Source organism: Acinetobacter sp. NIPH 542, from assembly GCF_000369825.1.
Lineage (GTDB): Bacteria > Pseudomonadota > Gammaproteobacteria > Pseudomonadales > Moraxellaceae > Acinetobacter > Acinetobacter oleivorans.
Genome location: NZ_KB850206.1, coordinates 1379987 through 1391576, shown reverse-complemented (window position 1 = coordinate 1391576; position 11590 = coordinate 1379987). Strand labels below are relative to the sequence as shown.

The following is an 11590-nucleotide window of genomic DNA, read 5'->3' as shown; positions in this document are numbered from 1 at the left end:
ATATGACTTTTCACTATCATCTAGCAGACAAATCAGACTATGCATCTGCGGTAGAGTTTGCACTTTATACAAGACATTTATTATTTCCAGAAATCTATCATGGGCAAGTCCCCAAAGATTTAAAAAATTTTGGGCAATATTATGTCCATGACCCATTGGGTTGCTTTATTACGGTAAAAGATAAAAACCGTATTATTGGCACTATTGCATATCGGGCGTATGACCATCGTTTTGATTTAAATTTGCCATCTAATACAGTGGAAGTGGTTAAGTTGTTTGTATTGCCTGAATACCGCCGTAATGGTATCGCAACTCAGCTATGTGACATGTTGTTTAGCCATGCACAGAAGAATGAAATTACCACTTTGTATTTGCACACTCATCCATTTTTACCTGCGGCTGAAGAGTTTTGGCGGCTTCAAGGCTTTGACGTTATTAAACGAGAATGGATTGATACGTATGACACCATTCACATGAGTAAATCTTTATAGTGCTTTATCATGTGCATGAAATCTTTTTTGAAAATGGGTAGGTGGATAACCCATAATTTTACTGAACATTGCGGTAAAAGCTGCTGAGTGTTCATAGCCCAAACTAAAGGCAATTTCAGTAATCGAGATATCTGCTTTTAACGCATTTAAAGCATAGATGATGCAGACTCGATTACGCCAAGCCTGAAAGGACATGCCAGTTTCTGCCTTAAACCAGCGGTGAAAAGTCCGTTCACTTTTATTGTGGTCATGTGCCCAATCTTTAGGACTGCTATGAATATCGGGATGCTGCATAAACTCAGCACACTGTTTAGATAGTAATGTGTTGTGAGGCAGAGGAATAAACAGAGGCAGGGCTGGTGCAGCTGCTAACTCATATAACAATAAATCGATAAGAGCGCCGTCACAGCCTGCATGTTGGTAGTCAACAGGTAGCTGATTTGCCTGAATGAGTAGCTGATGTAGCAAAGGCGAGACTTGTATAACCTCGCAATAGTTTGCTTGTCTTGGTACACTATTCACTTCTATATACAAACTATAAGTACTGACTTTAGATAGCCATACCCGATGTGGTTTGCCTGCAGGTATCCATACACCGCTGTACGGTAACACGAGCCATTGCCCATCTTCAGTTTCAACTTTCATGAGGCCTTCGGGTGCATATAAGAACTGAGCACGGCGATGGCTATGCGTGTCTAACAAAGTATCAGCAGGATAGTCTGATCCTAACGTTAGAACCGCTTGCGGTAGATGGTCTACCTCGTTAATTGGAATATTACGCATATATTTTTGTCTGAAATTAATAAAAATATGGCTTTTCTACGTTAGTTTGCCATAAAGCTATTTTATATCATGCCTCTATAAACGTGAGGAAGATGATGATGCTATATGAGCTATTTTTATTTGGACTACTGTCAGGCATAACCACTTGGTTATTTGGCTTTGGCGGCGGATTTGTTGCTGTGCCTTTGCTTTATGCAATCATTATTCAAAAGTGGAGTAATGAAAGTAATGTCGGCATACATGCCATGCAAATCGCCGTAGCTACATCAGCTTTTGTGATGCTGTGTTCGGCAAGTTTTGCAACCTTTCGACACTATCAGTCTGGACATATAGATTGGCAAAAAATCCGCTTTTTATGGCGTGGTATCGCATTTGGCGGAATAGTCGGTGCGGTAATGGCCTCATTGTTTAATGGAAATTGGCTTCGCTGGATATTTATGAGTTATGTGTTCATAACCATTATTGATTGTTATTACAGACCAGGGTTTATGGTGACATCAAGGCAACAGCAAAACTATAGTGAAAAAAGCGAACTCATTAAAGGGGGAATTATTGGTTGGGTTGCAGCACTTTTAGGTGTGGGTGGCAGTGTAATGACGGTTCCTTTATTACGACGGCGGGGTAGTTCTATGAACGAAGCTGCGGCTATTGCAAACATTCTCACACTGCCTTTGTCTTTAACTGCAACGCTGACTTATTGTGTATTGTCACTTTGGCAATCTGAATGGGCACCTAGTGGATTTATCGGTCTAATCTGGTTAGAAGCTGCTTTATTCTTGGTTGCTGGAACATGGATTGGGCTATATTTTTCAGAAAAATTTATTTCAAAACTACCTGATTTATGGCGTGCAAAGTTGTATCCATTACTTTTAATAATAGTTTTACTCGTCATGCTTTTTGTAAATTAATTTTTTATTTCAATTGCTTGAAGAATAATCTCTCTTAAAAATCGAATCTCAAAATGCTCTAAAACTGCAAATTTTATGTCTTAAATGGCTTTGGAAAAATTTTAAAAATTAGACTTGTAATATATAGTGGCTTTGTGCCACTATATATTCATCGAAGGTCATCAGACAAAAAGAGGATGATATGGCTATCCAGCTTTTAGATGCGGCAAGAAATGAAATTCCAGTGAAATTCACGCAGTTTTCTGGTGGAGAGCGTCATGTTCAAATTGATGAGACAACGTTGGTTTCACTATCTGGTAAGGTATTGGTCCGCGCCAAAATGACCTCAAGTCACGATGTGATGGACTATTTGTTACTTGAAAATATATTGCTAAATCAGGGTTTAACCGTTGACCTAGAAATTCCATATTTTCCATACGCACGTCAGGACCGTATTTGTGCAGTAGGCCAAGCATTCTCACTCGATGTGATGACGAAGTTACTCAACATCAATGCCGACAAAAAAGCGGGCAAACAAGGCAAAATCACTGTTTGGGACTGCCATAGTGAAGTAACCACAGCATTACTCGCTGCAAATACTTCTTTTAGCGAAGTTGTAAATGTTAGTTCTGTCGACATCATCGCAAAGAGTGAAGCTCTAAGCACACTGTTAAAAGATGAAAAAACAGTACTGATTTGCCCAGACAAAGGCGCAAAAGCACGCACACAAATGGTTGCAGATGCTTTTAATGGCGAGCGTAAACAACCAATCACTATTGTTCAGTGTGATAAAAAACGTGACCCAGTGACTGGCAAAATTTTAGGTACACATGTACATGCGACTGATTTATCAGGTCTAACAGCGGTCATTACCGATGACATTTGTGATGGAGGTGCAACCTTTATTGGTATTGCCAAAGAACTTCGTCGCCTTAATTGTCACAAGGTCGTTCTATATGTAACCCACGGTATTTTTAGTAAAGGAATAGAGGTTTTTGATGAGCTGCTTGACCAGCTATTTACCTCGGACAGCTTTCCACAACAACCATCAGATAAAATTTCAGTAATTGCTTTTGCAGCAAAATAAAGAGAACAAAGATGACTATTAAACTTAATCCATTAAACGCTATCGATTTTTATAAAGCTGATCACAGACGTCAGTATCCAGCAGGTACAGAGTACGTATACGCAAACTTTACGCCGCGTTCATCTCGACTTGCTAAAATGTTGGCTGACTTTGACGATAAAGTTGTGTTCTTTGGGCTTCAAGGTTTTATTAAACACTTTTTAATTGATACGTGGAATGAAGGCTTTTTCAAGCAACCTAAAGATAAAGTCGTGGCTGCTTATAAACGCCGTATGGATAGTTCACTAGGTGAAGGCGCAGTACCAGTTGATCACATTGAAGCGTTACACGACTTGGGATATTTACCATTACGCATTAAAGCCTTGCCAGAAGGCAGCCGCGTCAATATGCGTGTACCTGTGCTCACCGTAATTAATACCGACCCGCGTTTCTTTTGGTTAACGAACTATATTGAAACGATTTTAAGTGCTGAGCTTTGGAAAAGTTGTACTACGGCCACAATTGCCTACGAGTACAAACGCTTATTAACTCAATATGCCGTAAAAACTGGTGCACCACTTGATTTTGTGCCTGTGCAAGGACACGATTTTAGTAGCCGTGGTATGAGTGGAATTTATGATGCGGCGCAATCGGGTGTGGGTCATTTAACCAGTTTTATTGGAACAGACTCGGTTGCTTCAATTGACTACGCAGAAGAATATTACAATGCCACAGGTGTGATTGGTGTATCTGTACCAGCGACCGAACACAGTGTGATGTGTATGGGTACAGAAAACAGCGAGCTAGAAACCTTTAAGCGTTTAATCTGTGAGCTTTATCCGTCTGGTGTTGTCAGTGTTGTATCTGACACTTGGGACTTTTGGCGAGTGATTACCGAATTTACAGTGGCTTTAAAACCTGAAATTTTGGCAAGACAACCTAATGCTTTAGGCTTGGCTAAATTGGTTTTCCGTCCAGACTCTGGTGACCCAGTGAAAATTATTTGTGGTGACCCAGACGCAGAAATTGGCAGCCCAGCCTACAAAGGTGCGGTTGAATGTTTATGGGAAGTGTTTGGCGGTACAACCACAGACCAAGGCTATAAAGTACTGAATGAGCGTGTCGGTTTAATTTACGGTGACTCTATTACTTTAGACCGTGCACAGCGTATTTTGGAAGGGCTAGAAGCCAAAGGTTTTGCTTCAAACAACTTGGTGTTTGGTATAGGCAGCTTTACCTATAACTACTTAACTCGCGATACCTTTGGGTTTGCTGTGAAAGCAACTTGGGGGCAAGTGAATGGTGTAGGCCGAGAGTTGTTTAAAGACCCAATTACTGACTCAGGTGTGAAAAAATCTGCGAAAGGTCTTTTACGCATCGAAGAAGGTGAAAATGGCTTTACCTTGTTTGATGAGCAAACAGCCGAACAAGAACAAGGCGGAGCACTAAAAACCGTCTTTGAAAATGGTAAACTTCAATATGAATATACTTTGGATCAAATTCGTGAGCGTTTATCCATCGCATAACTGAGTTTAGATGAGCCGTTGCATGAGTATCGGCTCATCATTTTTATTGAGAGGCTGAACGTGACTATTCAAACTGAACAAGAATTCCTTGCCAGTTATGATCGCCGAGATTATGACGCACCTTTACTCACGGTCGATATGGCTATTTTCTCGGTTTTTAATGGTCAGTTGCAGGTATTACTCATTAAGCGCCCCAACTTTCCAGCCAAAGACCAATGGGCTTTACCAGGTGGTTTTGCCGATTTAACTCATGATCAAGACTTAATGGCCACGGCTTATCGTAAGCTGGTCGAAAAAACAGGAATTGCTTCACCTTACTTGGAACAAGTTGCCTCTGTCGGTAATGCCAAACGTGACCCGCGTGGCTGGGCAGTGACCATTTTGTATTTTGCCTTAATTGATTTTAATGCCTATCAACATCAAATTTTGGCTGAATACAGCGAATGGGTGCCCGTGACAAAAGTACAAGATTTCACATTGGCATTTGATCATAATGAGTTGCTTAACTTGGCATTAGAGCGTTTAACCAATAAAACTCGCTATACTGCATTGCCAGCGAGTCTTATGCCGGAATTATTTACGCTAACTGAGCTACAAACCATTTATGAAATTATTCTTGGGCAATCTTTAGATAAAAAAGCTTTTAGGCGCCGTATGATAGAAGCGGGTGCAGTTGAAGAAACTAACCAAAGTAAAATTGTAGGCAAACGACCAGCTCAGCTTTATCGCTATGCACTCGATTCTTTCGATTTTATATTTCCTCGCTCACTCGAATTACCTAGAAACAAAGAGGGTGAAGATAAGCCAAACAATGAGCTTTCTGACTAGCGCATCTTGATGCGCTTTGATTTATAATGCCGCGCTTATGATTGATGTCATGTTTTGATCAGCACTTTGCCTATGTCACACGTTTCTCCCTGCTTCCAACAAAATCAGTTTTTTGTGTTGGTGGAATATCTCACTTCACTACATGAAATTTATCCTGTGAAACATGAGTTTGCAGGATATCCAGCTGCAATGACATTGGCAGATCGCGTACATTCAGATCATGATATCGCGCCACTTGAAGCCAGCGAAAGTTACCCTAACTCAATCGATAAAGTCTTACACTTTTCAGGTAAGGCCCGAGATATACAAGACTTTGAGCGCTTTTTACAACAAGCTCAAGCAGCCAATATTCAAAACTTGTTATTGCTTACAGGCGATAAACTCAAAGAACATCATAATGGTCGAGATGGACAACCTCGTAGCCGATACCTAGAGTCGGTAAACGCCATAATGGCTGCCAAGCAACATGGCGGGTTTCGTATTGGGGTTGCTTTTAACCCATTTAAATATGTTGAAGCTGAGCGTGACGCACAGTATTTAAAACTGCATAAGAAGATTAAAGCAGGTGCTGACTTTATCATTACCCAATTGGGCTATGACATCGAAGCCTTAAAACAAGCCAAATCATTTTTAACTAAGAACAATTACTCGCAGCAAATACTGGCTTGTGTCATGCCACTGACTTTAGGTCGTGCCAATTTTATGGTCAAACATAAAGTTGCTGGTATTGTAATTACCCCACACATGTTAAAAGTTTTGGCAGATGAAAAACAGGCAGGGCATACAGACCGAGTTTATTTGCGCTGTGCTTTACAGATTTTGATATGTAAACATTTAGGGTTTGCAGGAATTCACTTATCTGCCTGCCATAAGCCAGAAGAGCAAATGCTGCTTGAAAGCTACATTGAGCAATACAGACATTTGGAGCTTAAAGCTTTAGAAGAGCTTTGGAATTCACTTTGGCAAGTCACGACAGGCAAAGAGTTTTCACCTGAAATTTCTCGGTTTTCGCGTCAGCCTACTTCCAAACAAATGATTAAATATCGTCAGTTACATGTTCTGCATGAAGCAATGTTTGAATCAAAAATTGCCAAAGGATTTGGACGTTTTATTTTTAAAGCGTCATTTTGGGAAAATACTTTGGTCGCCAAACTCCTACTTAAAACAGAAGTGCTCAGTAAACATAGCTTAGTGGGCTGTGAAAACTGTGGTCAGTGTCGTTTAGGTGACACTTTATATATTTGCCCTGAAACGTGTCCAAAAGGTTTAGCCAACGGGCCTTGTGGCGGTACAACTTTAGACCGCTGTGAATTTGGTGACCGTGAATGCATTCATTCAGTCAAAGCAAGACTTGCTAAAGCTCTTGAACAAACTGAAATATTAAAAGAAAAACTCATTCCCACAGTAGCAATTGAAACGAGAGGAACCAGTTCTTGGAAAAATTGGTATTTAGCGACTGAGGCTTAAGTTTTGTATTACCCCTTGATATGATTTTGTTAAAAACCAATTCATATACTAAAGCACGGCAATAATTTAAAAATAACAATTGTTTGGCTTAATTATGTTCAATCAAGATGATTACCGAGGAGTATACTTAAAGCAAATCTTTTGCGTTAAAAGGAAAGTTGTCTCAATGAAAAAGTTGGTTGCTGTACTTGCTGTAATTGTTGTTTTAACTGGATGCGTTTACGACCCGGTTAATTACGACAAAATACACGACCAAGAGTTCCAAAACCACCTCAGGCAAAATGGTTAGTAATAAAAAGCCCACTCAATGAGTGGGTTTCATTTTTATTTTTTATTTACATTCTTCATTAGCGCTTTTATTGTTGGGAACAAACTCTCTTGCTGTAACTTGGGAAAAAGTTAGGGAAAATAATGCATCAGCATATTATTTTGATTCAGACTGATAGTGTTGGATGGAAATTAATCCAAGCAATATGAGAAGCACACTAAGGTGCTTTTCTTGAGAAGTATTCATTTCGAGTATTATTTAATAATAAGTGCTAGATTAGATGTTGATAATTCTTCTAGCGACTTCGAGTAAAACAGAACCGCTAGAGATAGCAGTTTGATATTGAATCATAATTAATCACTTGTTAAATTACTCTTAAATAAGAGGGTGTTTAAGTGCTTAGATTTTTAATTACTTTACTATTATTAGCTATTAGCCACAGTACGTTAGCAAATAATAATTTTGATGCAGATGGCGGACTTATAAAACTTGGGATTATTGGACAAGACTTTAAATATATAGATCTTGACCAAGCGATTGAATTTTTTAAAATTGGAAATGAAGGAGCAAAAAGTACTTTTCCTTATAAAGCCAATGATTATATTGAAATTATAGAAGGATCAACAAGTCCATTTTATACATCAATTACGCTTAAGGTACTTGTGAAACCACCAATTGAAGATGAAAATGAAGTGATCGATTTTATTAAAACTGATGAAGGTATTCAGATTTGGTGCGATGGAGTATTTTATCCAAAATATATGAAAGTGAATAATCATCAATATGAAATATTTTATATAAATAAAATTGGGAAAAAAGAAAAGCTTATTTTGTTGAATAATGAAAAATGCAAATAGTACATTTCATGCTTTTAAATCAGTTAACTAATAGTCTTTATTAATAAAAATTACTACTTTAAAGGTGGTTTTTAACCTTCTGAACTGGTAAATTTTACCCATTAATAATGATGGGTAATTAAATGAATAAAGTAATTATATTTCTATTAATAATGGGAATGACAAAATCCGTATTTGCTGGAACAGTTCCAAGAATAACTGAAGAAGAGCATGAGAAAAAATGCATCCAGATTGCCCAATTGGCTCAGCTTTTCATGACAACAAGACAAAATGGAGCACCAATTCTTGAAGCACTGGGAATTGTTGATAAAGCATTTAAAGAAAAAAAGGATAGAGACGTAATAAAAGATATAGTAAGAGATGCTTATGCTCAGCCAACTTATACTGTTCCATCAATTAAAAAAGATCAGGTGAATGAATTCACTGCTAAACACTATTTAGCTTGCTCAGGTTATTAAAGCGCTCATTCGGTCCTGGATTATCAGCACTTAACCGATCTTCTTAAAATTCGATGGATTTCGTTAAATAGGTAGAAGATGACCGCACTGTTAGAAAGGGATTTCAGCCCCTCTGAGTTTACATTGTTTTCTGAAATATTATGGAAACTTGGCTCAGGAAAAGGACAATATAATTTACGTGAAAATATCATTGCAGATATTGCCATCTTGTTACGGGCTGATTTTGCCGCGTCTTATATTTGGGATTCAACACATAATTTATCGAGAGAAGGTGTGATATGGAAAATCGACCCAAAAGCGATGGAGGACTATGAGTGTATTTGGCAATTTGATGACCCCATTACTGCACAGCTTCATAAACTCCAGAAACCGACATTTGTAAACGAGGTCATGCCTCTGAAAGACCTGAAAAAAACAGGCTATTACAATGAGTTTTTAAAAACGTATGGTTTGTATCACGGTATAAATATTTATTTTGTCCGAAATGGTATGGATATTGGTGATTTACGCATTTGGCGTGCACAAGACGCTGACATGTTTGGCGAGCGTGAAAAAAGAATATTAAATCTGCTTGAACCTTATTTTACCCAAGCCTTACCACTAGATTTATCAACACAATATGGTCTGACTCCACGTGAACAAGAAGTGGTTCATTTGGTATCTAAGGGTTTAAGTGATAAAGAGGTGGCACATTTACTTGGTATTGGTTTTACCACATTAAGAACCCATCTGAACAACTCTATGAGAAAAATAGGCTGCAATAATCGCACTGAAATGGCCTTAATCATTCAACATTAAAATAAAGCAATCCTCAATTTTGAGGATACGAATGAATGAGCAATTTGTACTAAGTTCTTAAGATCACAACTTAAATGGATTTTAAGTCATCATGTCAAATGCAGTTGAAAAGAATAATTGGACTGAGTTACAGGGTTTAGCAAATGCTTCAGTAGATGTCATCACTCAACTGATTCATGAAAGAAAAGTATCTTGTGAAGAACTTGTGCATCATTACTTCGACACTATTGAAAAACAACAGTCTTTAAATGCTTTTATTAGCACAGATAAAGCTTCAGCAATTCAACAAGCTCAATATTGGGATGAATATCTACTTAGTGGAAAACCATATCCAGCTTTGATGGGCATTTTAATTGCAGTTAAAGATAATATTCATGTTGCTGGTTTCTCAAATAGTGCAGGCACACCAGCTTTAGCTGATTTTAAGCCTAAAAGCTCCGCACCGATTATTCAAAAACTTATTGATCACGGCGCGATCATTGTTGGTAAAACCAATATGCATGAATTGGCCTTTGGAGTCACAGGCTATAATACTGCCATGCACATTGAAGGTGTTGTCGGTACACGAAATGCTGTAAACCCATTGCACATTGCTGGTGGGTCTTCTTCTGGTAGTGCTGTGGCTGTTGCAGCGGGCATGGTTCCAATTGCGATTGGTACAGATACGGGTGCTTCGATTCGTTTGCCAAGTGCATTAAATGGTTGTGTCGGCTTTCGTCCAACGGTAGGAAGATACTCACAAGACAGTATTACCCCAATTTCACATACTCGAGATACCGCTGGCCCGATTGCACACACAGTATCTGACATTATTTTAATTGATCAGCTTATTACTCAAGAGCCAAAGAAAGAACCATTACAGTCTCATCAAATTAGGCTCGGCATCAATCCATATTTTTGGAATCATTTAGATGAAGATGTGCGTGAGCAGGCGCATATTGCACTTGGTCTTTTAAAAGAAGCAGGAGTTGAAATTATTAATGTCGATATGCCGAATTTAGAACAACTCAATCACGCTATTTCTTTTCCTGTAGTCATCTATGAAGGCAAATATGACTTTATTCAATATTTAAAACATCATGATGTAAATTTGACCATTGAGACTATAGTTGATCAGATCTCAAGCCCAGATGTTCAGGCAATTTTTAAACAGAATATCCTTCCTCAATTAATTCAAGATCAGACGGGGCAACTTGTTCCTGTTTTACCTTTCTATGAAAAGGCCATCAGTGAAGCTCGTCCTCAATTGCTTGAACTCTACCAAAACACATTTAAAGCGCATAACTTACATGCTTTATTACTGCCAACATCACCGATTGTTGCACCGCTGGCAAATGAACAAGTCAGCTCAATTGAAAATTTTCAGACACTAATTCGAAATACGGACCCCGGCAGTAATATCGGATTACCAGGGCTGAGTTTACCCATTGGAAAGGGAGCGAAATCGAAACTACCCGCTGGATTAGAAATTGATGGTTTACCTCACCAAGATAGTGAAATACTTGCGATTGGGATGACTTTAGAAGAAATATTTAAGGTTTTAAATAAGTAAAAAAATAAACCGATAATTCTCTATTTTCTAAATAAAAAAGAGTTAAAAGTAACTCTTTTTTAGATTAATTTTGTTTTTGAATGATGCTCGGCTTCTTAAAAATAAGTTGGATTTGGTCTAAAATTTTTTGTGGTATTCCACTTGATGGGGGTTAATTATAAATACATTGAAAATACATATTTAATAAGCTGTGCTTTACTATGGTTGATAAATCTGCATATTTATATTTTATGCTTCTATCAATATTATAAAAATTCTCGAAGAATTTCTTTAAATTACATATTGCTTTAATTAAATCAACATAAGTTATACAAAGTAAACGCTAATTTTTAATATTAATGAAATAAATTTTTCTACCAATTAATCACTTTTATATAAATAATTATATTTGCAAGTTACTGATTTTATTTGTTTAAATTAATTTTTAAAGGAAGTTTTTATAATTAAATTTTTTAGAAAATATAAAATTACATAATTTTTAAACATATTTTTTATAGCATGCCGTGTATTGGCGTAAATAGAAAAAATATATGTCAAAAGGGTCAATGATATTTAATCGATTTAAGAACCATAATTTGCACCAAATTTTACGCTGTCACGATTCATTGA

The 11590-nt window shown here is 37.6% G+C and carries 11 protein-coding genes; 10 read left to right on the top strand and 1 reads right to left on the bottom strand.

The window, feature by feature from the left end; genetic code table 11:
- Positions 1-2 precede the first annotated feature (2 nt).
- Positions 3-491, top strand: a complete 489-nt coding sequence (locus tag F886_RS12000; RefSeq protein WP_005305509.1) for a GNAT family N-acetyltransferase — start codon at positions 3-5, stop codon at positions 489-491.
- On the opposite strand, the gene F886_RS11995 is transcribed toward F886_RS12000, so the two are convergent.
- Entirely contained in the window at positions 486-1274 is a 789-nt protein-coding gene (locus F886_RS11995; protein ID WP_005305506.1) for an AraC family transcriptional regulator, read from the bottom strand. The genes F886_RS12000 and F886_RS11995 overlap by 6 nt on opposite strands.
- A 98-nt stretch (positions 1275-1372) precedes the next feature.
- On the opposite strand from F886_RS11995, the gene F886_RS11990 reads away from it, so the two are divergent.
- The 9 genes from F886_RS11990 (at position 1373) to iaaH (ending at position 10981) form a co-directional block, all read left to right on the top strand.
- Complete coding sequence (locus F886_RS11990) at positions 1373-2182, top strand: sulfite exporter TauE/SafE family protein (RefSeq protein ID WP_034591139.1); 810 nt, start codon at positions 1373-1375, stop codon at positions 2180-2182.
- Positions 2183-2363: 181 nt separating this feature from the next.
- Entirely contained in the window at positions 2364-3248 is an 885-nt protein-coding gene (locus F886_RS11985; protein ID WP_005305500.1) for a phosphoribosyltransferase family protein, read from the top strand.
- Between the two features lie 11 nt (positions 3249-3259).
- Complete coding sequence (locus F886_RS11980; protein ID WP_005305497.1) at positions 3260-4753, top strand: nicotinate phosphoribosyltransferase; 1494 nt, start codon at positions 3260-3262, stop codon at positions 4751-4753.
- 60 nt (positions 4754-4813) lie between these two features.
- On the top strand, positions 4814-5581 hold the full coding sequence (locus F886_RS11975; RefSeq protein ID WP_005305492.1) for an ADPR responsive transcriptional repressor NtrR: 768 nt from the start codon (positions 4814-4816) through the stop codon (positions 5579-5581).
- A 72-nt stretch (positions 5582-5653) separates the two neighbouring features.
- Complete coding sequence (locus tag F886_RS11970) at positions 5654-7048, top strand: methylenetetrahydrofolate reductase C-terminal domain-containing protein (RefSeq protein WP_005305489.1); 1395 nt, start codon at positions 5654-5656, stop codon at positions 7046-7048.
- A gap of 663 nt (positions 7049-7711) precedes the next feature.
- Positions 7712-8173: a hypothetical protein gene (locus tag F886_RS11960; protein ID WP_005305486.1), complete on the top strand. Its 462-nt coding sequence runs from the start codon at positions 7712-7714 to the stop codon at positions 8171-8173.
- A 122-nt stretch (positions 8174-8295) separates the two neighbouring features.
- Positions 8296-8631 carry a hypothetical protein gene (locus F886_RS11955; protein WP_034591135.1) on the top strand — a complete coding sequence of 112 codons (336 nt, stop codon included), beginning with the start codon at positions 8296-8298 and terminating at the stop codon, positions 8629-8631.
- A gap of 78 nt (positions 8632-8709) precedes the next feature.
- Positions 8710-9429, top strand: coding sequence for a response regulator transcription factor (locus F886_RS11950; RefSeq protein WP_005305480.1), 720 nt, complete (start codon positions 8710-8712; stop codon positions 9427-9429).
- A 91-nt stretch (positions 9430-9520) separates the two neighbouring features.
- Positions 9521-10981, top strand: a complete 1461-nt coding sequence (gene iaaH / locus F886_RS11945) for an indoleacetamide hydrolase (protein WP_005305475.1) — start codon at positions 9521-9523, stop codon at positions 10979-10981.
- Positions 10982-11590: the final 609 nt, after the last annotated feature.

Bases quoted from the DNA above. Each gene is read 5' to 3' on its own strand.
- F886_RS12000 (WP_005305509.1), top strand. From the start codon at position 3: ATGACTTTTCACTATCATCTAGCAGACAAATCAGACTATGCATCTGCG.
- F886_RS11995 (WP_005305506.1), bottom strand. From the start codon at position 1,274: ATGCGTAATATTCCAATTAACGAGGTAGACCATCTACCGCAAGCGGTT.
- F886_RS11990 (WP_034591139.1), top strand. From the start codon at position 1,373: ATGCTATATGAGCTATTTTTATTTGGACTACTGTCAGGCATAACCACT.
- F886_RS11985 (WP_005305500.1), top strand. From the start codon at position 2,364: ATGGCTATCCAGCTTTTAGATGCGGCAAGAAATGAAATTCCAGTGAAA.
- F886_RS11980 (WP_005305497.1), top strand. From the start codon at position 3,260: ATGACTATTAAACTTAATCCATTAAACGCTATCGATTTTTATAAAGCT.
- F886_RS11970 (WP_005305489.1), top strand. From the start codon at position 5,654: ATGTCACACGTTTCTCCCTGCTTCCAACAAAATCAGTTTTTTGTGTTG.
- F886_RS11955 (WP_034591135.1), top strand. From the start codon at position 8,296: ATGAATAAAGTAATTATATTTCTATTAATAATGGGAATGACAAAATCC.
- F886_RS11950 (WP_005305480.1), top strand. From the start codon at position 8,710: ATGACCGCACTGTTAGAAAGGGATTTCAGCCCCTCTGAGTTTACATTG.
- iaaH (WP_005305475.1), top strand. From the start codon at position 9,521: ATGTCAAATGCAGTTGAAAAGAATAATTGGACTGAGTTACAGGGTTTA.